This window comes from Enterobacter cloacae complex sp. SHL012, from assembly GCF_049237505.1.
In the GTDB taxonomy this organism is placed as follows: Bacteria; Pseudomonadota; Gammaproteobacteria; order Enterobacterales; family Enterobacteriaceae; genus Enterobacter; species Enterobacter kobei.
Window position 1 is genome coordinate 829,789 of record NZ_JBMKIZ010000001.1, and the last position, 22,827, is coordinate 852,615.

Consider the following 22,827-nt stretch of genomic DNA (forward strand, 5'->3'; position numbering starts at 1 on the left):
TGTTCGCGAAGAGTAACCCATGGATATCAAACAGTTAAAATACTTAATTGCGCTCGACGAGACCCGCCATTTTGGTAAAGCGGCCTCGCAGTGCAACATCACCCAGCCGACCCTCTCCATGCGCATCCGCAACCTGGAAGAGGAGCTCGGTCTGGTGCTGATTGCGCGCGGGCAGCGCTTTGAGGGTTTTACGCCAGAGGGCGAACGGATCCTGGCGTGGGCGCGTGCTCTGCTTGCCGCTCACGACGGACTCCAGGCGGAAGCCGCGCTGTGCAAAGGCCAGGTGGTGGGTGAATTACGCCTGGGGATGGTTCCGCTGGCGAGCGTCGATCCGATGATCTTTATCCGCCAGCTGACGCAAAAATACCCGGAGCTGACCTACAGCCTCTATTCCATGTCCTCTGCACACATTGCCGATGGCGTCAGCCGCAACCAGCTGGAGCTGGGTATTTGCTATCTCAACAGCATCGATACCAGTCTGTTTGACATTATTCAGTTGCCTGAGACGAAGATGGGCCTGCTGCATGATATTCGTCATTTCCAGCTGGACCCGACGCCGCTGACCTGGCAGGACCTGACGGATTTTCCGCTGGGGTTCCTGACAAAAGGGATGCATTACCGGGCGCATATGGAGGCCAGCTTTGCCGCCGCCGGAATCGAACCCAGATCCGTTTTCGAGAGCGACTCTACGTTCCAGATCATTCAGGCGGTTCAGAGCGGCGTTTGCTGCGCCGTGATGCCGCTGAACAACGGGCTTGAGGCGCTAAACAACCATTTCAGGATTGTCCCCATCGCCGACGCGAACATTGAGGCGCCCATCGGCCTGATAATGCGCAGGCAAAAACCCCTCTCCTCCCTGGCGCTGCGCTGTTTTACCGACGCGCAGGAGATTTATCATGCGGACAATGACGCATAAGCCTGGCGCGTGACCACGCTAAACCCGCCGATCAGCACCGCATCACAGACCGCCCGGTGCTCCGGGACGGTTACCAGCGCGTGAAGCGCACCGCGGATGGCGTTAAGCGTGTCAGGAGGTGTATGAGGCGACGTGATTAAGGGCAGGCCCGGCGTTAGCGGAGTTTGGTCAATCACCGTCAGACCCGCCAACGCTTCCGGCTCATGACGCTGCAGGAGTGCCCAGGTGACACAGTCGATAGCGGCGATATCACCCTTGCCGCGTTTGACGTCAATCAGCGACTGACGGTGGCTGCCGCTGAATGACGTTTGCGAAAAGAAAGGGTCGCGGGTCACCCACGGTGCCACTTTTTTTCGCAGCGCGTGATAGCCGGACTGCGAGTCAGGAGAATTACAGACCGCCCGGCGTCCGCGAAAATCCGCCAGCGTAAGAGGCCGATCCTCCGAGCGCGTCACCAGAAAGCTGCGGTAGTGGCTCCCTTCGCATCCCGCTGCCGTGTAGTGAAAACAGCCCACCACCTGCACCTCCGGGAGCTGCGTGACCAGCGGGTAGCCGCAGGTCTGGCTGAGAATCAGCGCCGGCTGCTGCCAGTGGTTCAGCAGGTCCGATTCGGGCCAGCGGGGGACACGCTCAACGTACACGCCCCGGTCGGCCAGACGTTGTTGTACCGCCAGCCAGAGCGCGCGAGTGTCGGCGCGATCCACGGCATACATGGGAAACGCCAGCAGGTTACTCATATCTTTCCTCTTGTTTTCCGGGGTGAACGGTGACCGCCACTGGCCGGGTCGAGAACTGGCGTAGCCATTCGCCGTAGCCCCTGACCACAAAACCGTGGTTACGCTGCCGGTACGCCTCGCGGTTTTGGTGGTAGATCGTCTGTAACCCATACCAGGGAACGCCCGGTAAATCGTGGTGAATGGAATGGTAGTTGAGATTTAAAAACAGTACCCGCCAGAATAGCCCAGCCTCGTTAATGACGGAACGCGCCAGCGGATCGTCCGCCGCGCGATGTTCGTAAAAGGAACGGACCTTGGTCAGCGCCAGCGCCGGATAGCTTACCGCCAGCACAAACCAGACGGGTGAAAAGCCGTTATGCGTCATCCAGGTGAAAAGCACCGCCAGAAGCACAGCGTGAACCAGCCACATCGCCATCGCCCGCCGTTGACGCTGCCGAAAGGCTGCCACGGCGATCCCCAGCGTCTGCAAAATATCCAGCAGCGGTGCCAGCACTATCCGCCCGCAGAAGGTATTGCGGACCTGGATCATGTGCTTCTGCCAGGGGGAAAAGCGCGCCCAGCTCGCCTCTGTAAAATAGTACGACTCCGGGTCATCCACCGGGATGGTCAGACTGTCGTGACGATGATGCGCCAGATGGGAATCCCGGTACAGGCCATAGGGATACCAGACCGCCAGCGGGAGCGTGCCAAACAGCTGGTTAAGCCAGGCAAAACGCGTGGGATGCCCGTGGATCAACTCATGCTGCAGGGACATATACCAGGCGGTAAACCAGATAAGCAGCAGCGTGGCGGGCAGCAGGCCGAGCGTTTGCCAGAACGTCAGCGTGGTAAACCAGCCAGCGTAAATCGTCAGGATCAGCAGCCATGTGGGCAATTCGCTTCGCCACAGAAATCCTGATGCAAGATGGTGGATGCGATCGCGCTGTTGCGCATGCAAATAGAGAGATCTTCGTTTACCCATTCCTTCAGACGCCGTTTCGCCAGAGACACTACCCTGACGATCGGGGATAACGTCTGAAATGACAAAGAACTTAAATCGCTTTGCTTTGCCAGAAACAGAGGCCCACGCTCGGCTTGACTTATTCTGTGATAAAGGTACTTTTCAGGACATGAAGAAGATCTTAATTATCGTCCCTGACGGCGGCATGCTGTTTGAAGCCGCCGGTATCGCCGACATTCTGATGCAGGCTAACCGGCTGCACCCGGAAGGGCTTGCGCACCCCCGCTACCGCATTATTATCGCCACCACGCAGCCGCACCAGGTGATCCACGGTCAGTCCGGCCTGAATCTGCTGGCGGATTATCGTCTGCCTGAACTGGATCCGCGTGAACCGCTGGACACCATTATCATCACCGGACGCGGGATGAACGAGCAGGAGAGCACGGCGGTGGTGGACTGGCTGCACCTTGCTGCGCCGCATGCCCGGCGGATAGCCTCCATTTGCGGCGGCGCGATGCTGCTGGCCCAGAGCGGCCTGCTGGATGGTCGTCGCGCAACCACCCACTGGCGGTTGCTGGAGACCATGCAAACCCAGTATCCGGCTATCCGCGTCGAAGGCGGTCCACTGTATATTCAGGATGGTCCCGTCTGGACCTCCGGCGGCGTGAGCTCGGGGTTTGATCTCACTCTGGCGCTGGTGGAGGATGACTATGGTTTCACCCTCGCCCGCGACGTGGCGCAGGATATGGTGATGTACCTGCGCCGGCCCGGCGGTCAGCTGCAGTTTAGCCGCTATAGCCTGCAGCCGTCCGGCGCGTCTGGGCCAATAAGCGACCTGCAGGCCTGGATACTACAGAACCTCACTGCCGACCTGTGCGTAGAAAATCTGGCCGAGAAAGCGGCGATGAGCCCGCGCAATTTCACCCGGGTCTTTACCCGGGACGCAGGCGTTCCACCTGCCCGCTACGTGACCGAAGCGCGCCTGGCCGCCGCCAGACAGCTGCTTGAGCAAACCCGTGATTCCCTTGAGCGCATTGCTGAGCAAAGCGGGTTTGGCACCAGCATTAACCTGCGCCGCGTGTTTGAGAAACAGCTCCACCTTACCCCGGGCGAGTACCGCCAGCGCTTCCACTGTCGCAAGATGGCCTAATCTGATCCTTTTTTGTCGTTTACGCCAATCGGCCTGACGCCTACAGTGACTCCAGACAACAGAGATAAGGAGTGCACCATGGTTAAGGTCGGTATTAACGGTTTCGGCCGTATCGGACGTAATTTCCTGCGCGCAGCGCTGGGTAACCCGGATCTTCAGATTGTGGCCATTAACGATCTGACGGACAGCAAAACCCTCGCCCACCTGCTGAAACACGATTCCCTTCTGGGTAAATTGCCCGCACCGGTTGAAGCGGCTGACGGCGCATTGCAGGTTGATGGCCAGCGGATCGTGGTGTTTAGCGAACGCGATCCGGCAAATATTCCGTGGCGTGAAGCTGGCGTGGATGTGGTAATTGAAGCCACCGGCTTCTTTACCGAGCGGGAAAAAGCTGCGGTGCACGTCACGCACGGTGGTGCAAAGCGCGTCATCATCTCCGCGCCCGGCAAGAACGACGATCTGACCGTCGTCATGGGCGTGAACCACGATCGCTATGACCCGGCTCAGCACGTTGTCGTGAGTAACGGGAGTTGTACCACGAACGGTCTGGCTCCGGCCGCGCAGGTACTGCATCAGCAGTTCGGGATTGAGCATGGCCTGATGAATACCACGCATGCCTATACCAACAGCCAGGCACTGCACGATCAGCCGGAAAAAGATCTGCGCGGTGCACGCGCGGCGGCGCTGTCGATTGTGCCCTACTCCAGCGGCGCTGCAAAAGCGCTCGGCAAAGTCATCCCCTCTCTGGATGGTAAGCTGACCGGTTATTCCCTGCGCGTGCCGGTTCCGGTGGTATCGATTGTCGATTTGACGGTCACCCTGAGCCGTAACGTGACTGCCGAAGAGGTGAATGACGCATTCCGCAGTGCGGCAGCCAGTGGGCCACTGAAAGACATTCTGGGGTATAGCGATGAACCGCTGGTTTCCAGCGATTATCAGGGCGATCCGCGCTCCTCCATTATCGACGGGCTTTCCACGCTGGTGATTGGCGGGAACATGGTGAAGATCCTGGCGTGGTATGACAACGAGTGGGGATTCTCCAACCGCCTGGTGGACCTGGCGGTGCTGATGGATAAAAAAGGGCTGTAAGCCTCAAGCCGGGTGGGATAAGCACCCACCCGGCATAAAATCACGCCGCTTTGACCTTCACGCCCATAAATACAATGACCATCGCCGTCACCAGCAGGAAACCACTTCCGGCAAACACGCCGCTGGCCCCGTTGAGGTCAAACACCACCCCGCCCCCGGCCGCGCCAGCGCTAATCGCCAGCTGAATGGACGCCACCAGCAGCCCTCCGGCACTTTCGGCTTCATCCGGAACGGTGGTGGCAAGCCAGGTTGACCAGCCTACCGGCATCAGACCGAACGCAAAGCCCCACAGCGCCACCAGTAATCCGTCCAGCATCGCCAGATGACCAAACGCCACCATCATCAGCGCGAGTATGCCCATGCCGAATGGCACGAGGGCCAGCGTCAGGCGCAGATTACGGGCCAGCAGATGCCCGGCAATGGAGGTGCCGACAAAGTTGGCAAGCCCGAAGCCCAGCAGGATCAGCGAAATGGTTTCAACATTTGCCTGTCCGACGGTTTCAAGGAACGGGCGCAGGTAGGTAAAGAAGGCGAAATGGCCGCTAAAGATCAGAATGGTCGCCAGCATGCCGCCAATCATGCCAGGACGGCGCAGCACGCGGAACAATGTGCCAAGGCTACCGCTACTCTCTGGCTTCATGGACGGCAGCACCCAGATCTGCCACAGCAGCGCCAGCATGCTCGGCAGAATGCAGAGAATAAAGACGTTGCGCCAGCCGATCAGGCTTCCCAGATAGCTCCCCAGCGGGGCCGCGACCACGGTGGCGATCGACACGCTGGAGAAGATCACCGCCAGCGCTTTCGGCACTTTGTCCGCCGGAACCAGACGCATTGTTGTGGCCGTCGACATCGCCCAGAACCCACCGATGGCAACCCCTAACAACAGACGCCCCATCAGCAGAACATGCAGAGTGGGCGCAAAGGCTACCAGCAGGCTGGAGATAATTTGCAGCACGGAGAAAAACATCAATACCCAGCGACGATCGATTTTCCGGGTCGCCGGGGTGATCAGCAGTCCGGTGACTAACGCCACCAGCGCCGTGGCGGTCACGGCCTGCCCGGCCATCCCCTCACTGACGCCCAGGCTCGCGGCCATCGGCGTCAGCAAACTGGCGGGCAGGAACTCCGCCGTTATCAAACCAAAAACCCCCAGCCCCAGTGAATAGACGGCTCGCCAGGCGGGTTTGGCAGGCGCGACGGCCTCTCTCGCCTCGACACATGCATTCATCTGTTGATCTCCCGTTATAAAAGTGTGACAACTGTCGCAAAAGCATAGAGGGTTCACCCTGGACGATCTATGACATATAATCTCCACTTATTGATTATTCGTCCGGAGTTACGCCATGACCGCACAGTCACCCGATTTGATCAGCGAACTTTTACGCGGCATGCGTCTGTCGGGGGTGAAATACCGCCGGATTGAAGCCAGTGCACCGTTTGGCGTCGCGTTCCATCAGGCACCGGGCAAGGCGCAGTTCCATTTTGTGAGCCACGGCAACGCCCTGCTGCGAATGGACAGCGGTGCAACCTTCGAACTGAGCAGCGGCGATGCGCTGTTTATTCCGGGCGGTAATGCCCATGCCCTGCTCTCTGACGACAAGGCAACCATCACTCCAGTCAACGCTTTCCCCAGCGAGCCCATCTGTAGTTCGGTCTGTGCCATTACCTGTGAGCCCTGCCCGGAGAGCGAAAACACCATCATCTTTAGCGGGTGTATGGATTTTGAGCTAGGCGGCATGCAGCCGCTGATCAAAGCGATGCCGGAAGTGATGATGGTCAGCCGGTTGATGTCCACCTGGCCGGAAATTCATCCTCTACTGGCCGCGATGGAGCGCGAGTCCATGACGCGTCAGGTCGGGTTTGCCGGGATCCTCGCCCGTCTGGCTGACGTGGTGGCGGCATTGATTGTTCGGGGCTGGGTTGAAGCAGGCTGTGGTAAAGCGACGGGCTGGGTGCAGGTCTTACGCGATCCGCGTCTGAGCCGGGCCATCTACGCCATGCACCAGCAGCCGGGCCTGAACTGGAGCGTGGCGGATCTGGCGAAAGAAGCGGGCACCTCCCGCTCCGTGTTCGCTGAACGGTTTCTGGCGGCGACGGGGACGACGCCGGCAAAATATCTCAGCGAGCTCAGAATGCGACTGGCTATTCAGTATATTCGCCATGAAAATCAACCGATTGAAACCGTCGCGCTGCGGCTCGGTTACGGGTCTCTGGCGGCGTTTAGCCGGGCATTTAAGCGCATCATCGGCCATGCGCCGGGCACGCTTCGGGAAGTCAGCCAGACCCCGGAAGAGGTCTGACCGACTGACAGGACATCAGAAATAGTATTTAAAGCGCACGCGACCACCGTAGCGATCGTCATTTTTATTGTCACCCTCTTTCGGGGATGCATTGACCCATGACGCATACGCGCCCAGATAGATGTTGAAGTTTTTCATCTTCATGACGTTCGGGATCAGGTACGAGGTATGAATAGTATGGATGTCATACTCGCCCGGGTCGGTTATCCAGCAGTCGTTTTCACACTCTGCGTCAAACGTTGAGGTATTAAACTCGTCGATTTCGTTATGGGCATAGATGTAACCCAACTCAAAATTACGCCAGAGGGCATTAATAGCTGAGGTAAAGTCGGTTTCGCCCGTCGCGTCCAGATAAGCCGTGTTGAGATTCATGACCACTCCGTTTTCCGGATCGGTTTTGAGCCCGTCCCAGGTCATCGTGAACCCGTAGCCCGTTCTCTCTGACTGGTCTACCCAGCGCCCGGCATCGTCGCGATAGCCATAAGCGTTGTTGACCAGGTTGGTCTCCATGGCAACCGCGCTGGAAAACGGCCCATTCTGCCACGAGATGACCGGGCGCACGTAGGCCACATTTTTGTCGTTCTCAAGTTCTGCACCGTGATAACGCTGGTCGACATACAAATCGCTGCCGTCTTTAAACAGGGTATTCAGCTCAAAATACCAGTTATCCAGCGTCTTGTTCATCAGGAAGTTGCCCCCGCTGTCGGTTCGCCCACGCCCCTCCTTCAGCATATAGATATAGCCATAGCCGTCGCTGTAGAGATCGTCTGCGGTATTCCCGGAGTATTCCACAAACGTATCCTGATTGAGCGGGAACATGTCATAGGCCTCAAAGCGTCCGACTTTTATTTCCCAGTCACTCTCAGTGCCAAAGAAGAATACCGCATCATCCAGGTACATTTTCCCGGCGAGGTCGCCGAGCGGCTGGACGGAGAACCCGGCGAAATTGCCGTTATCCATTTTACGATAACCATCAAAGCCTAATAAAATATGCCCGTTAATATCCCAGCGTTCTTTATCGCCCGGCGCCCAGTCACTATTAGCACTTTGCTTAACAGACGTGAGGCTACCCGTTTTACTGGCGGCATCCATATTAAATTCCACATCACCGTAAAATTTAATATCACCAAACCCTGAGAGCGTCAGTTTTGGCGGAGCGGTTTTGCTCACCGGCTCTTCCGACTGCACCACAACGGCTGGCGCAGCCTGCGTCGCGGCGGCCTGCTGCTGTTTAAGCTCCTGAATTTGCGCTTCCAGTTGCGCCAGCTTTTCTTCCACGTTCATTGAGGGTTGTGCCGCCAAAAGTGCGCCGGAATAGAATGCGCTTATCAGAATTACCGTTTTCTTTAATTGCATAGAATCCATCCTGATTATAAAAGTGAATACCCAAATATCGAGCACAGCCATTTCCACCAAATACCCTCAACGGTGCTATTACGTTTTTTCACAACGTAATTATGATTTTTAACTTGTGTGATCGGCACAGAGAAAACTTGCGGTAATGAAGAGAAGAAAGACCACCCGCTTCACACTCTTATTTCATTAAGTTTATGTATATTTTAACGTGCAATATATATGATTATTTAAAGGCATAATTCTTTTAATTTCATTTGCACAACAAATTTCTCCCGACAGACCTGGACGGGCGAAGCGGTAAATTGTCTGGTTCTGCGCAAAATGGGATATTGAACACGCGAAGCGGGCGATATTCGTCTAAGGTTTTCAGGTGATTGATAACAGCGGTCACGCTGCTGAGCGAATACAGGAGACGAACAGATGATAAGACCTCGCACTTTACGCCCTGCTCTTTTGCACCTCGCGCTGGGAGGCGCGCTGCTCGGTGCGACGACATTGAGTTATGCTGATGAACAGCCTGCGTTCCAGAAAAATTCCCCCGATATTTTACTTGGCCCTCTCTTTAATGATGTGCAAAGTGCCAAACTGTTTCCCGATCAGAAAACCTTCGCTGATGCCGTCCCCAAAAGCGATCCGCTGATGATCCTGGCGGATTACCGGATGCAGCACACCCAGTCCAGCTTTGATCTGCGCCACTTTGTAGAGATGAACTTCACGCTGCCTGCGGAAGGCGAAAAGTATGTTCCGCCCGCAGGACAAAGTTTACGCGAGCATATTGACGACCTCTGGCCCGTACTAACGCGTACCACCGATAAAGCCAGTAATAAATGGGATTCCCTGCTGCCGTTACCGAAGCCTTACGTTGTGCCCGGCGGACGCTTCCGCGAGGTCTACTACTGGGACAGCTATTTCACCATGCTGGGTCTCGCGGAAAGCGGCCACTGGGACAAAATCAGCGATATGGTGGATAACTTCGCCTGGGAGATTGATACCTTTGGACATATCCCCAACGGCAACCGCAGCTACTACCTGAGCCGCTCCCAGCCGCCGTTCTTCTCCATGATGGTGGAACTGCTGGCGACGCACGACAGCGATGCGCTAAAGAAATATCGCCCGCAGATGGAAAAAGAGTACGCCTACTGGATGGAGGGCGTCGATTCTCTTCAGCCAGGGCAAGCTAACCAGCGCGTGGTGAAGCTGGATGACGGTTCGGTGCTCAACCGCTACTGGGATGACCGCGATACTCCGCGCCCCGAGTCCTGGCTTGACGACGTCAATACCGCCAAAAACAACCCTAACCGACCCGCGACTGAGATCTACCGTGATTTGCGCTCCGCAGCGGCCTCGGGCTGGGACTTTAGCTCTCGCTGGATGGACGATCCGCAAAAACTCGGCACGATCCGCACCACCAGCATCGTGCCCGTCGATCTGAACGCACTGATGTTTAAAATGGAAAAACTGCTCGCGCGGGCAAGCCAGGAGGCAGGCGACAGCGCCGCGGCGAGTAAATACGAGGCGCTGGCAACCGCGCGTCAGAAAGCCATCGAGAATCACCTGTGGAATGATAAAGAGGGCTGGTATGCCGATTACGACCTCAAGAGTAAGAAGGTGCGTAATCAGCTTACCGCGGCCGCTCTCTTCCCGCTCTACGTGAAGGCGGCGTCGCAGGAGCGTGCCGATAAAGTTGCCGCGGCGACCTCCGCGCGCCTGTTGAAACCGGGCGGCATTACCACCACCACTATCAACAGCGGACAGCAGTGGGATGCGCCAAACGGCTGGGCTCCGCTGCAGTGGGTGGCGACGGAAGGGTTGCAGAATTACGGGCAGAATAAGGTGGCGATGGATGTCACCTGGCGCTTCCTGAAGAACGTGCAGCACACTTACGACCGCGAGAAGAAACTGGTGGAGAAATATGACGTATCAACAACCGGTACGGGCGGCGGCGGTGGCGAGTACCCGCTGCAGGATGGGTTCGGCTGGAGTAATGGCGTGACGCTGAAAATGCTGGATCTGGTCTGTCCAAAAGAAAAACCGTGTGACAGCGTACCGGAAAATCAGCCTGCGGCGAATGACGAGGCTGCGCCGGTAAAAGCTGCGGCGCAGTAAGGGAGTATTGCCGGGTGGCGGCTACGCCTTACCCGGCCTACGTTGGGTTTGTAGGCCCGGTAAGCGCAGCGCCACCGGGCAGTCAGAAGCTGTAGCTCGCCCCTAACTGATACGTCCTGTCACGCCCAATCCAGCAGTTGGTTGCGTCGTAGCAGGTCAGCGTCTCTTTATTGGTGATGTTCTGCATACTCGCCTTAAGCGTGAGTCCCGCCAGCGACGGCAGGATTTCGCCCATCCGGTACGAGGCCGCCAGATCGTACTGCGTGGTGCCGCCCAGTTTACCCGCATCGTTAGCCGGTGAAATTTCCATCGGACCGGTGTAGCGTGCCCCAGCCCCCAGCATCAGTCCTTTCAGCGGCGTACTCTCGAAAGTGTAGTCCCCCCACAGATTGAAAGCGTTCTCCGGCACCTGAGTTGGACGTTTACCCTGGTATTTATCATCTTCGGTATTGATCGCATGGGTGTAGGCATAGTTGGCAATCAGCGTCAGGTTGTCCGTCGGACGGCTAATGGCGGAGAGCTCTGCCCCTTTGGATTCCACTTCCCCGGTCTGACGATAATTCAGGAAGCCCGGATCGGAGGTGACAACGTTTTTCTGCCGGATGTTAAACACCGAGGCGGTAAAGGTGGTGGCGTATTCAGCCAGCAGATATTTTACCCCGCCTTCCACCTGCTTGCTGGTGGTCGGTTTGACGTCTTTTGCCGTGAGCGTTCCCTGCGGTGACACCGGCGCAAAACCTTCGGAATAACTGATAAACGGTGAAATACCGTTATCGAAGGCGTAAAGCGCGCCCAGACGTTTGGTGACGCGGTCCTGCGATACCCAGGCTTTATCCCCGTTTTTCAGGTAATCGGTGGTGACGGAGCGGTAATCGTCGTAGCGCAGGCTACCCAACAGATTTAAGCCACCGAATTCCACCTGATCCTGCAGGTAGTAACCGTTCTGCTGATAGCTGAGGCGATTCTTCTGGGCGGTGTAGAGCCCCAGTGCGCCTTCGCTGATTTGCTTATAGTCAGGATCGCGCATGTCCATGCCTGGCGTGGCCGACGCGTAACGGTAGTGGAAATGCGAGTTCATCTTCTGATAGTCAAACCCGGCCAGCAGATGGTGCTGCCATTCACCCAGCGCAACGGTTTTCGTCACCTGGTTGTCGATGTTGAAGCTCTTAAGATCTTCATCGGTGGTGTAAGCAAAGCGGTTGAGCTGATAAACCTCACTCCCCGTGCCTGTCGCATAGACGCTGCGCTGGTGGGTATCGACGTCAAAATAGCGCGCTTTCTGGTTAAAGCCCCAGCCGCTGTCAAACTCGTGTTCAAAGCTATAGCCCAGCATCCACTGGCGCTGCTTAAACCCACTCCATTCATCTCCGGCGTAATCACGGCGATCGGCATATTTCGAGCGCAGATAAGACAGCGGGAGCGGATTTGACGGCGTCAGGCTCGGGGAGTTTTGCGCCAGCGCATCCAGCGTGAGACGGGTTTTGCTGTCGGGCTGCCAGGTGACGGACGGGGCGACCAGGTAATTTTCATACCGGGTGGTGTGCGGCTGATCGTCATTCTCCGTCGCCTTGCCCAGCAGACGGTAATTCCAGTCGCTGTCGGCTATCTGCCCCGTTGAGTCGAGATAACCCTCTTTCAGGTTGCGGTTACCGGTATTAAAACCGACCTCCGTTCGCGCTTCCCGCTGCGGTTTTTTACTTTGAATATTCACCAGCCCGCCCGGCGAACCACCGCCGTAAAGCACCGATGAAGGCCCTTTCAGGATATCGACGCTGTCAATCAACAGCGGATCGATACGAGCCTTGGTATTGCCGGTGACGTTATAGGGCAACTGCAATCCGTTATAGAACTCCTGATCGACGGTAAAGCCACGAATTTTGTATTCGCTCATGTAGGAGGTATTACCGCGCACTTCGGTTGAGACGCCCGGGGCATAGCGCAGGATTTCATTCACGGAGTTCGCATGACGCTTTTCAATTTCCGGGGCAGAAAGCGTATTGATGACCTGGGGCGTTTTACTTTCGGCAACGGCCGATTTCGTGGCGCTGTTCGTCCAGGCCGGCAGCGCGCTGCCCTGCTCTGAGCCCGTGACGACGATGGTAGATTCTTCGGCGAAAGCCTGGACCTGCAATGCCAGCGTGACGGCACCGGCCAGAGCGCATAACGTAAAACGTGAGGAGTTCATAATGTCGTCTTATTGTTAGATGCAATACGGAACGACAATTATTATCATTTCGATTAACAAATCAAGATTCAGGCAAAAAAAACGGCCCTCCGCAGAGAGCCGCTCTGTCATTTTAGGCTCGTCGCAGTAACCTGAATATGCCCAGCACAACAATGGCACCGACGACAGCAACGAGGAAACTGTGCATGTCAAAACCACTGATGTTGCCTCCAAAGCCAAACATCGTCGCCAGCCAGCCGCCCACAACCGCACCAACAACCCCGAGAACACAGGTCAAAATGAAGCCGCCGCCATCGTTTCCCGGCATGATGAGTTTAGCGATAGCGCCAGCGATAAGACCAAAGATAATCCAGGCGATGATACCCATAGCGATGCCCTCTTTCAGGTTTAACGCATGTGCAGAAAACCTTCTGCACAGCTAAGGTAAGTATAGGTCATCAGCATAAAATCATTTTCCTCTCACCGACTTATCTTGCATGCAGCAATAAAAAAAAACTCACCGGTTTGTATTAAGTTTGAGTGTGGATTGCCGATAACGCTCAGACAGTCTGTCATTAATCAAGGAGCCATCCGGCGTGAGTCATTACAGTGAGCAGTTCCTCAAGCAAAATCCGCTGGCTGTATTAGGGGTATTACGCGACCTGCAAAAAGGCGAAGTGCCGTTGCGCATCAGCTGGTCAAATAATCAGTTTATCAGCAAGATCCTTGACGTTTCGCAGGAGCGACTGATTGTAGACCTGGGCAGCCAGGAGTATGAAAACCGCGCTGCGCTAAGAGCGGAACATATTGCGGTAATGGCCGAAACCCATGGAGCCAAAGTGGAGTTTGTCCTGCCGCGACTGGAACTGAGCGAATATCAGGGACTTCCCGCTTTTGTGACCCCTCTTCCGGGCAACCTCTGGTTTGTCCAGCGTCGTGAATACTTCCGCATCAGCGCCCCGCTTCACCCTGCCTATTTTTGTAAGGCCAAAATGCCGGACAAAAAAGAGCTTCGTTTCCGTCTCTTTGACCTGTCTCTGGGCGGAATGGGGGCGTTGCTGGATTCAGCGAAACCGGACGGACTGGTAGAAGGCATGCGTTTTACCCAAATTGAGCTCGATATGGGCGGCTGGGGTCGCTTTTATTTCGATGCACAGCTGATTGCCATCAGCGAGCGCACGGTGGTGGACAGCAAAAACGAAACGATTACCACGCCGCGTCTGAGCTTCCGTTTCCTGAACGTCGGGCCAGGCGCTGAGCGCGAGCTGCAGCGTATTATCTACTCGCTGGAGCGTGAAGCACGGGAACGTGCAAATAAAGTCCTGTGAAAAAATCGGGCAGCGCAACCGCCGCCCGTTTGCGGCATTACATGGCATCCATCGCTTTCTGTACTTTCCAGATATAACGAGGCGCCTGTGGTGCCGGATGATTCTTCGCTACATGCTCGACGAACTCATCTTTGTCCATGCCGTTGATCTCGTCTATCGCCTCTTTGCGGTCAGAGGAGAAGGTTCTGAGCAGCGCGCCCGCACCGTTCACGTAGGAGACCACCAGCGCGTATTGCATCACTTCCGGATCCTCGATGCCCTTCAGCACGCCATGTTCCAGAATGCTCAGATACGCGGTACCCATGGAAATGTTGCGTTCCGGGTTCTTCAGCTCGCTGGTCGACGGCTGTCCGCTCCAGCCCATGTAGCGGTAGACCTCTCTCCCCGCCGTTGAAGCCTTAAGCTGCATCAGTCCCACCGCGTTGGATTTGCTGACGAGCGTAGGATTACCGCCGGACTCCACCGCAATAATGGCGGTGATCAGACGCGGGCTCACGCCCCAGGCCTTCCCGGCTTGTTCACTGATTGGCATCCACTGCATAGCCCGTTTCACCGGCACTTCCGGGTTCCAGGGCGGGTTTTGATAATCATGTTTTGAACTACAGCCAGCCAGCAGCACAATCAAAAAAGCAAACCATCTCAATTTCACGTCATCTATCCTTATAGCCGGTCATCGCGGTGCGCCGCCCTTGAAGCAGGCAGCGTATACGCGGCATGATATAGACAATTAGTTTCTCATTCAGCAAGGAATTGCCATGTCTCAGTTTCATCTCATCGCGCCGTCGGGCTACTGCATTAACCAGGACGCGGCACAGCGGGGCGTTCAGCGCTTACTGGAATCTGGTCATCAGGTAGAAAATCAGACAATTATCCCCCGCCGCCAGCAGCGTTTTGCCGGAACGGAAGCGCAGAGGCTGAATGATATCAATAGCCTGGTGAGTCTGAAGGGTAAGGATCGCATCGTCCTTGCCTTGCGAGGCGGCTACGGGGCGAGCAGGCTGCTGGAGAGCATTGACTGGCAGGGTCTGGCGCAGCGCCAGCAGCAGGATCCGCTGCTGATTTGCGGCCACAGCGATTTCACCGTCATCCAGCTAGGTCTTCTGGCCCTGCACAATGTCATCACGTTTAGCGGCCCAATGCTGGCCGGTAACTTCGGCGCGCCAGAGCTGGATGCGTTTACCATGGAACACTTCTGGCGCGCGCTGCGTAATCCTGCCTACAGCGTGGAGTGGCAAGGCAACGGACCGCACTGGGAGTGTGAAGGTCAGCTCTGGGGCGGAAACCTGGCGATGCTGGTCTCGCTCATCGGCACGCCGTGGATGCCGGACATCGAAGACGGCATTCTGGTGCTGGAAGATATCAACGAACATCCGTTCCGCGTCGAGCGCATGCTTTTGCAGCTTTATCATGCCGGTATTCTTGCGCGTCAGGCCGCGATTGTGCTGGGCAGCTTCAGCGGTTCTGAGCCGAATGACTATGACGCGGGCTACTCGCTGGAAACGATGGTCGATTTCATCCGCTCCCGGCTGGACATTCCCGTCATCACCGGGCTGGATTTCGGCCATGAGCAGCAAACCGTCACTCTTGCGCTGGGGGCGCACGCCAGGCTGAAGCATGATGATGGCGGAAGCCAGCTCGCCATCAGCGGCCATCCGGTCATAAAGGGGTAAAAAATCCGTTAAACCGCCTTAATAAAACGCTGTTACCGACGTTAATATGTTAGGGTTTTAGTAACAGCGTTAACATTGAGGTGGGAGTAAGAGAACATTGGATGCCGCAGCGATAATCAGCCTTTTCATTTTGGGTTCTGTCCTTGTAACCAGCAGTATTTTATTAAGTTCATTTTCATCGCGTCTCGGCATACCTATTCTTGTTATTTTCCTTGCTATCGGCATGCTGGCTGGCATTGATGGCATCGGCGGTATCCCATTCGATAACTACCCTTTTGCCTACATGGTGAGTAACCTCGCCCTGGCGGTGATCCTGCTTGACGGCGGCATGCGTACGCAGGCGAGCTCCTTCCGCGTGGCCCTGGGGCCTGCGCTTTCACTTGCCACGGTCGGCGTGTTAATTACCTCTGGCCTCACCGGGATGATGGCTGCGTGGCTTTTCCATCTGAATATCATGGAAGGTTTGCTGATTGGCGCGATTGTCGGCTCAACCGACGCGGCAGCCGTGTTTTCCCTGCTCGGTGGAAAAGGGCTTAACGAACGTGTCGGCTCAACGCTTGAGATTGAATCCGGCAGTAACGACCCGATGGCGGTGTTCCTGACCATCACGCTGATCGAGATGATTCAGCAGCACGAGACCGGGCTGAGCTGGATGTTTGCGTGGCATATCCTGCAGCAGTTCGGCCTGGGGATACTGATAGGTCTGGCGGGGGGATACCTGTTACAGCAGATGATTAACCGCATCTCGCTCCCCTCGGGGCTGTATCCACTGCTGGCGCTGAGCGGCGGGATCCTGATTTTTGCCGTCACCACCGCTCTGGACGGCAGCGGTATTCTCGCGGTCTACCTCTGCGGATTCCTGATGGGTAACCGCCCTATCCGCAACCGTCACGCTATTTTGCAAAACTTCGACGGTCTTGCCTGGCTGGCACAAATCGGCATGTTCCTGGTGCTGGGCCTGCTGGTTACGCCCTCGGATCTGCTGCCGATTGCCATTCCGGCGCTGCTGCTGTCTGCGTGGATGATCTTCTTCGCCCGTCCGCTGTCGGTGTTTGCCGGTCTGCTGCCGTTTCGCGGCTTCAACCTGCGCGAGCGTGTCTTTATCAGCTGGGTGGGCCTGCGTGGCGCGGTGCCGATCATCCTTGCCGTCTTCCCGATGATGGCCGGGCTGGATAACGCACGACTGTTCTTTAACGTGGCGTTCTTCGTGGTGCTGATTTCACTGCTGTTCCAGGGGACGTCGCTCGGATGGGCGGCGAAAAAAGCCAAAGTAGTGGTCCCGCCCGTGGGCTGGCCGGTGTCCCGCGTGGGGCTTGATATTCATCCGGAGAACCCGTGGGAACAGTTCGTCTATCAACTGAGCGCCGACAAGTGGTGCGTAGGGGCATCGCTGCGCGATTTGCACATGCCGGCCGAAACACGGATTGCCGCGCTGTTTCGCGATAATGTCCTGCAACACCCTACCGGCAGCACCCGGCTTCGCGAAGGGGATATTTTGTGCGTGATTGGCCGCGAGCGCGATCTGCCCGCGCTGGGCAAGTTGTTCAGCCAGTCGCCTCCGGTGGCGCTGGACCAGCGTTTCTTCGGTGATTTTATTCTGGAAGCCAGCGCCAAATTTGCGGATGTGGCGCTGATTTACGGTCTGGATGAAGGTGCTGAAGACGGTGATAACCAGCAAACGCTGGGCGAAATCATCCAGCAACGACTTGGCGCTGCGCCGGTCGTCGGCGATCAGGTGGAATTTGCCGGGATGATCTGGACCGTTGCCGAAAAAGAAGATAACGCGGTGCGGAAAGTCGGTTTGCGGCCGATGGAAGAGGACGCAGAGTAGCGGGTTTATGCCGGGTGGCGGCTTCGCCTTACCCGGCATAAGAACACGTTACACCGTTACAACCGGCACTCTCGGCGCCAGGGCGCACATGAGTTCATACCCCACCGTTCCCGCCGCCGCGGCCACGTCATCAATTTTGACTTCATTGCCCCACAGCTCAACCGGTGAACCGATGCCCGCCTGCGGACACGGCGTGAGGTCAACCGCCAGCATATCCATTGACACGGTCCCCACCGTGCCCGTACGGACGCCGTCCACCCAGACAGGCGTACCGGTTGGCGCGATGCGCGGATAGCCGTCGGCATACCCGCCTGCCACAATACCAATTCGCTGTTCGCCCTGCGCCCGGTAGCGGCTGCCATAGCCCACCGTATCGCCCGCCTTCAGCGTCTGCACGCCGATTATCTCACTGCGTAGCGACATCACCGGCTTCAGGCCGCTGTTGGCGATATCCTGCCATTGACCGGACGGGGATGCACCATACAGAACGATCCCCGGACGCACCCAGTTATAATGCGCTTCGGGATGCCAAAGCGTCGCCGCAGAGTTCGACAGCGAGCGCGGACAGTCCAGCCCTTCTGCCGCCTGCTCAATGCGGACCATGGCATCGGCAATGCCGTCCGGTTTTTCCGCATCGGCAAAGTGCGCCATCAGCGTCATTTCGCCCACATTTTTCAGGGCGCGCAGCTGTTGCCAGACCGTATGCACCCGCTCAGGCTGAAAGCCCAGACGGTTCATGCCGCTGTTTACCTTGAGATAGATATCCAGCGGCGCGTGGAGTTTTGCATCCTGAATCGCTTTAATCTGCCAGTTGCTGTGAACGCTGGTGGTCAGACGATACTTATCCAGCAACGGCAGATCCTCGGGGTGGAAGAACCCTTCCAGCAGCAAAATCGGCCCTTTCCAGCCGCGTTCGCGCAGCAGGATAGCCTCTTCCAGATTGAGCAACGCAAAACCGTCGGTGGCGCTGAGCGCGCTCCAGATACGGTCAATACCGTGGCCGTAGGCATTCGCTTTGACTACCGACCAGACGCGCGAACCAGGTGCTGCCCGGCGAACAATTTGCAGGTTTTCCTTCAGGGCCTGCAGATCCAGCTGAGCCAGAACAGGACGGGACATGACAACTCCTTAGTTATGCGCGCCGTGCAGATGCTGTGGACGCGATGGCGTGAACCCTGATTGATAGCGCGCCGCACTTAAATCGTCAAATGGAATGGCTGGCGTGCGCCCGGAAATCAGGTCGCTCAGCAGCTGGCCGGATCCGCAGGCCATCGTCCAGCCCAGCGTGCCGTGTCCGGTATTGGTCCACAAATTTTTAAACGGCGTACGGCCAACAATCGGCGTACCGTCCGGGGTCATCGGACGCAGACCGGTCCAGAATGTCGCCTGCTCAACAAAGCCCCCGCGCGGGAACAGGTCCCCCACCACCATCTCCAGCGTTTCACGACGCGGCTGCAGGAGGTCGGTGTTGAAGCCGACAATTTCCGCCATGCCGCCCACGCGGATGCGGTTATCGAAGCGGGTAATGGCGATTTTGTAGGTTTCATCCAGGATGGTTGATACCGGGGCGCCGCTCTCTTCTTTCACCGGAATGGTCAGCGAGTAGCCCTTCAGCGGATAAACAGGAATATCGAGAATGCCTTTCAGCATGGCGGTGGAGTACGAGCCAAACGCCATCACGTAGGCATCCGCTTTGATCACCTCGTCGCCACACTTCACGCCGTAAATTTTTTCCCCTTCCGACAGCAGCTTGTCGACAGCGGTGTTAAAGCGGAATTTCACCCCCGCCTGCTCGCACATGTGCGCCAGGCGCTGGGTAAAGAGCTGACAGTCGCCGGTTTCGTCATTAGGAAGACGCAGGCCGCCCGTCAGTTTATGCGCCACTTCCGCCAGGGCAGGCTCCACCTGCCCCAGCTGGCTGGCCTCCAGCAGCTGGTAAGGTACGTCGGCATCTTCCAGCACGGCGATATCGCGGGTGGCGTTTTCATACTGTTGCGCGGTGCGGAACAGCTGCAGCGTGCCGCCCTGACGGCCTTCGTACTCAATGCCGGTCGACGCGCGCAGGGTCTTAAGACAGTCACGGCTGTATTCCGCCAGGCGCACCATGCGCCCTTTGTTTTCCATGTAGTGGCGGGTATCGCAGTTGCGCAGCATCTGCCACATCCACTTCAGCTGGAACGGCGTGCCATCAAGGCTGATGGCCAGCGGCGCATGGCGCTGGAACATCCATTTGATCGCCTTCAGCGGTACGCCAGGGGCTGCCCACGGCGCCGCATACCCCGGAGAGATTTGCCCGGCATTCGCCGCACTGGTTTCAAGCGCCGGGCCGGATTCACGATCGATAACGGTAACCTCATGTCCTGCCTGACTTAAATACCAGGCGCTGGTTACGCCAACGACACCACTTCCCAGTATGACAACACGCATAGCCACTCCATAATGTGCAAAAGAACAATCTTCTAATTACAGATTGATAACCTAGTTGAAAATATTATTCAACATACGACTTTTTTATGGTGACTTGCCTCACACATCCCCCAGTATCAGGGGATGGTGCTAATTTGGGATCTCATGCTGAGCTTTATTTTTAACCAGCATAAAATGCTGAAGGAGTCGCTTTTTTTGCCGTATCAAAAACGGGAAATCGCAAAGAAAAAATTTCTTGTCGGGCACGCTTTTTAACACGTTGATCTATGCTTGAAAGGAGGCTCTCCAGACAGAGAGAGCACCCACAACGAGGGCGCGCTAATGGCTACTATTGATTCCCTGAACAAGGACAACACACGTCTGAGCGATGGACCCGACTGGACCTTCGAGCTGCTGGATGTCTACCTCGCCGAAATCGACCGGGTGGCAAAACTGTATCGCCTGGATACCTATCCCCATCAAATTGAGGTGATTACCTCTGAACAGATGATGGACGCTTACTCCAGCGTCGGGATGCCGATCAACTATCCGCACTGGTCGTTTGGTAAAAAATTCATTGAAACGGAGCGCCTGTATAAACACGGTCAGCAGGGGCTGGCGTATGAGATTGTGATTAACTCCAATCCGTGTATTGCGTATTTAATGGAAGAGAACACCATTACCATGCAGGCGCTGGTGATGGCCCACGCCTGTTACGGCCATAACTCGTTTTTCAAAAATAACTATCTCTTCCGCAGCTGGACGGATGCCAGCTCCATCGTTGATTACCTGATCTTCGCGCGTAAATACATCACCGACTGCGAAGAGCGTTATGGCGTGGATGAGGTGGAGAAACTGCTCGACTCCTGCCACGCCCTGATGAACTACGGCGTGGACCGCTACAAACGCCCGCAGAAAATCTCCCTGCAGGAGGAGAAAGCCCGACAGAAAAGCCGCGAAGAGTATCTGCAAAGCCAGGTGAACATGCTGTGGCGCACCCTGCCGAAGCGTGAGGAAGAGAAAGCCGTCGCCGAGACGCGTCGTTATCCCTCCGCGCCGCAGGAAAACCTGCTCTACTTTATGGAGAAAAACGCCCCGCTGCTGGAGCCGTGGCAGCGTGAGATCCTGCGCATCGTGCGCAAGGTCAGCCAGTATTTCTATCCGCAGAAACAGACGCAGGTGATGAACGAAGGCTGGGCGACATTCTGGCACTACACCATCCTCAACCATCTGTATGACGAGGGGAAAGTGACCGAGCGGTTCATGATGGAGTTTCTCCACAGCCATACCAACGTCGTGTTTCAGCCGCCTTATAACAGCCCGTGGTACAGCGGGATTAACCCGTATGCGCTTGGCTTTGCGATGTTTCAGGACATTAAGCGTATCTGTCAGTCGCCAACGGAAGAAGACAAGTACTGGTTCCCGGATATCGCCGGTTCAGACTGGCTTGAAACGCTGCATTTTGCGATGCGCGATTTTAAGGACGAGAGCTTTATCAGCCAGTTTATGTCGCCGAAGATCATGCGTGATTTCCGCTTCTTCACCGTGCTGGACGATGATCGTAACAACTACCTGGAGATTTCTGCGATTCATAACGAAGAGGGGTACCGCGAGATCCGCTCACGGCTCTCTTCTCAGTACAACCTGAGCAATCTTGAGCCCAATATTCAGGTCTGGAACGTCGATTTACGCGGTGACCGTTCTCTGACGCTGCGTTATATCCCGCACAACCGCGCGCCGCTGGATAAAGGACGTAAAGAGGTGCTGAAGCATGTTCACCGCCTGTGGGGCTTTGACGTGCAGCTGGAACAGCAGAATGAGGACGGCAGCGTAGAACTGCTGGAACGTTGCCCGGCGCGGTTGAATACGTTGTAATGTTTTTTGCCGGGTGGCGGCTACGCCTTACCCGGCCTACGAGTTTGTAGGCCCGGTAAGCGAAGCGCCACCGGGCGAAAAAAAACCTCTCACTTGAGAGGTTTTTCTTTCAGCGACTCTGAATCGCTAAATCACCCGGCAGCGTTTTTTGCATGCGATGCCAGATTTCACCGGAATCATGACCGTAGCGACGCACGGTTTCATAAACCTGATCGTGCAGCCCTTCAGTGCAGAGCTTGCTGAGCTTATGGTAGAAACCCAGTGCCAGACTGCGCGCTTCGGGATTGGCAAAGTAGTGACGACCAATGCGGGTATAGAGCCCTTTCATCCCGTTGAGGATAAGACCGTAAATCGGGTTGCCGGAGGCAAACGCCAGACCGCGGAAGACGTTGTAATCGAGGGTGGCAAAGGCATCGGCATGATCTTCGACCTCGTTTGCGCTGGCCAGCACTGCAAGCGCATCTTCCGGGTGCTGACGGAAAGCGGTACGAATAAAGATCGTCGCGATGTTGGTACGCACTGAGAGCAGATTATCAATGAGCTGCGGTACGCTTTCGTGGTCGAGGCGCGCCAGCGTTTCAAGAATGTTCAGCCCCGAGGTTTCCCAGAAGTTGTTTACTTTTGTTGGCTTGCCGTGCTGGATCGTCAACCATCCATCACGCGCCAGTCGCTGAAGCACTTCACGCAGCGTGGTGCGAGTGACGCCAATCAGTTCAGAGAGTTCGCGTTCAGCCGGAAGAATGGACCCTGCAGGGAAGCGATTATTCCAGATGCTTTCAATGATGTACTCTTCCGCGAAACCCGCCGGGCTCTGCGCCTTAATGACCATAGTGAGATTTCCATTACACAGCTTTAGCAAATTGCACTCATCATACCAGAGGCATGCAGCGGCAGGTAGCGCGGTAAAGAGAGAAAAGAGGGATCGCCGTTTCATTTTTATGAAATTTACAATGCTCGCT

At 56.4% G+C, this 22,827-nt stretch carries 18 protein-coding genes and 2 pseudogenes; 9 read left to right on the plus strand and 11 right to left on the minus strand.

Translation table 11 applies throughout. The annotated features are described in order from the left end of the window. The first annotated feature begins 19 nt into the window (after positions 1-19). Complete coding sequence (locus tag ACOTY9_RS03970; RefSeq protein ID WP_045269557.1) at positions 20-916, plus strand: LysR family transcriptional regulator; 897 nt, start codon at positions 20-22, stop codon at positions 914-916. On the opposite strand, the gene ACOTY9_RS03975 is transcribed toward ACOTY9_RS03970, so the two are convergent. Then, on the minus strand, positions 895-1,653 hold the full coding sequence (locus tag ACOTY9_RS03975; RefSeq protein ID WP_348565441.1) for a phosphate/phosphite/phosphonate ABC transporter substrate-binding protein: 759 nt from the start codon (positions 1,651-1,653) through the stop codon (positions 895-897). The two genes, ACOTY9_RS03970 and ACOTY9_RS03975, sit on opposite strands and share 22 nt — an antisense overlap. Then, complete coding sequence (locus tag ACOTY9_RS03980; protein ID WP_348565440.1) at positions 1,646-2,614, minus strand: fatty acid desaturase; 969 nt, start codon at positions 2,612-2,614, stop codon at positions 1,646-1,648. Before ACOTY9_RS03980 ends, ACOTY9_RS03975 begins: the two co-directional genes overlap by 8 nt. 148 nt (positions 2,615-2,762) lie before the next feature. Here ACOTY9_RS03980 and ACOTY9_RS03985 point away from each other — a divergent pair, with 148 nt between their 5' ends. Together ACOTY9_RS03985 and gap are read left to right on the plus strand one after the other, a co-directional pair. Continuing rightward, positions 2,763-3,743 carry a GlxA family transcriptional regulator gene (locus ACOTY9_RS03985; protein ID WP_045134174.1) on the plus strand — a complete coding sequence of 327 codons (981 nt, stop codon included), beginning with the start codon at positions 2,763-2,765 and terminating at the stop codon, positions 3,741-3,743. A 78-nt stretch (positions 3,744-3,821) separates the two neighbouring features. Next, positions 3,822-4,832: a type I glyceraldehyde-3-phosphate dehydrogenase gene (gene gap, locus ACOTY9_RS03990; RefSeq protein WP_023330621.1), complete on the plus strand. Its 1,011-nt coding sequence runs from the start codon at positions 3,822-3,824 to the stop codon at positions 4,830-4,832. A 40-nt stretch (positions 4,833-4,872) separates the two neighbouring features. Here gap and ACOTY9_RS03995 read toward each other — a convergent pair whose 3' ends face one another. Beyond that, positions 4,873-6,060, minus strand: coding sequence for an MFS transporter (locus tag ACOTY9_RS03995; protein ID WP_348565439.1), 1,188 nt, complete (start codon positions 6,058-6,060; stop codon positions 4,873-4,875). 115 nt (positions 6,061-6,175) lie between these two features. On the opposite strand from ACOTY9_RS03995, the gene ACOTY9_RS04000 reads away from it, so the two are divergent. Then, positions 6,176-7,132: an AraC family transcriptional regulator gene (locus tag ACOTY9_RS04000; protein ID WP_023330622.1), complete on the plus strand. Its 957-nt coding sequence runs from the start codon at positions 6,176-6,178 to the stop codon at positions 7,130-7,132. A 15-nt stretch (positions 7,133-7,147) separates the two neighbouring features. On the opposite strand, the gene ACOTY9_RS04005 is transcribed toward ACOTY9_RS04000, so the two are convergent. Continuing rightward, on the minus strand, positions 7,148-8,488 hold the full coding sequence (locus ACOTY9_RS04005; RefSeq protein WP_421637306.1) for a carbohydrate porin: 1,341 nt from the start codon (positions 8,486-8,488) through the stop codon (positions 7,148-7,150). 420 nt (positions 8,489-8,908) lie between these two features. Between ACOTY9_RS04005 and ACOTY9_RS04010 the strand changes: the two genes are divergently transcribed. After that, complete coding sequence (locus tag ACOTY9_RS04010; RefSeq protein WP_348565437.1) at positions 8,909-10,594, plus strand: alpha,alpha-trehalase; 1,686 nt, start codon at positions 8,909-8,911, stop codon at positions 10,592-10,594. Positions 10,595-10,676: 82 nt separating this feature from the next. On the opposite strand, the gene ACOTY9_RS04015 is transcribed toward ACOTY9_RS04010, so the two are convergent. Further along, positions 10,677-12,779, minus strand: a complete 2,103-nt coding sequence (locus tag ACOTY9_RS04015) for a TonB-dependent siderophore receptor (RefSeq protein WP_063943263.1) — start codon at positions 12,777-12,779, stop codon at positions 10,677-10,679. Positions 12,780-12,891: 112 nt separating this feature from the next. Further along, entirely contained in the window at positions 12,892-13,146 is a 255-nt protein-coding gene (locus ACOTY9_RS04020; protein WP_014884251.1) for a GlsB/YeaQ/YmgE family stress response membrane protein, read from the minus strand. 208 nt (positions 13,147-13,354) lie between these two features. Between ACOTY9_RS04020 and ycgR the strand changes: the two genes are divergently transcribed. Then, positions 13,355-14,086, plus strand: a complete 732-nt coding sequence (ycgR, locus tag ACOTY9_RS04025; protein WP_014884252.1) for a flagellar brake protein YcgR — start codon at positions 13,355-13,357, stop codon at positions 14,084-14,086. 37 nt (positions 14,087-14,123) lie between these two features. On the opposite strand, the gene emtA is transcribed toward ycgR, so the two are convergent. Continuing rightward, positions 14,124-14,735: a membrane-bound lytic murein transglycosylase EmtA gene (emtA, locus tag ACOTY9_RS04030; protein WP_014884253.1), complete on the minus strand. Its 612-nt coding sequence runs from the start codon at positions 14,733-14,735 to the stop codon at positions 14,124-14,126. A gap of 106 nt (positions 14,736-14,841) precedes the next feature. Between emtA and ldcA the strand changes: the two genes are divergently transcribed. Further along, positions 14,842-15,756 (plus strand): muramoyltetrapeptide carboxypeptidase, encoded by a 915-nt coding sequence (gene ldcA, locus ACOTY9_RS04035; protein ID WP_348565436.1) that lies wholly within the window; start codon positions 14,842-14,844, stop codon positions 15,754-15,756. A 97-nt stretch (positions 15,757-15,853) separates the two neighbouring features. Next, a pseudogene (locus tag ACOTY9_RS04040) lies at positions 15,854-17,569 on the plus strand (potassium/proton antiporter); the annotation flags it as partial. Here ACOTY9_RS04040 and ACOTY9_RS04045 read toward each other — a convergent pair. From ACOTY9_RS04045 to ACOTY9_RS04055, 3 genes and pseudogenes are all read right to left on the minus strand, one after another. After that, positions 17,525-17,626: pseudogene (locus ACOTY9_RS04045) on the minus strand (hypothetical protein); the annotation flags it as partial. The pseudogenes ACOTY9_RS04040 and ACOTY9_RS04045 sit on opposite strands and share 45 nt — an antisense overlap. 9 nt (positions 17,627-17,635) lie before the next feature. Further along, complete coding sequence (dadX, locus tag ACOTY9_RS04050) at positions 17,636-18,706, minus strand: catabolic alanine racemase DadX (protein ID WP_014884256.1); 1,071 nt, start codon at positions 18,704-18,706, stop codon at positions 17,636-17,638. Between the two features lie 9 nt (positions 18,707-18,715). Continuing rightward, a complete protein-coding gene (locus ACOTY9_RS04055) occupies positions 18,716-20,014 on the minus strand; it encodes a D-amino acid dehydrogenase (protein ID WP_348565435.1) in 1,299 nt (432 codons plus the stop codon). A 321-nt stretch (positions 20,015-20,335) separates the two neighbouring features. Between ACOTY9_RS04055 and ACOTY9_RS04060 the strand changes: the two genes are divergently transcribed. Then, complete coding sequence (locus ACOTY9_RS04060) at positions 20,336-21,868, plus strand: SpoVR family protein (protein ID WP_421637307.1); 1,533 nt, start codon at positions 20,336-20,338, stop codon at positions 21,866-21,868. Positions 21,869-21,977: 109 nt separating this feature from the next. On the opposite strand, the gene fadR is transcribed toward ACOTY9_RS04060, so the two are convergent. Next, positions 21,978-22,697 carry a fatty acid metabolism transcriptional regulator FadR gene (fadR, locus tag ACOTY9_RS04065; RefSeq protein ID WP_014884259.1) on the minus strand — a complete coding sequence of 240 codons (720 nt, stop codon included), beginning with the start codon at positions 22,695-22,697 and terminating at the stop codon, positions 21,978-21,980. Between the last annotated feature and the right edge of the window lie 130 nt (positions 22,698-22,827).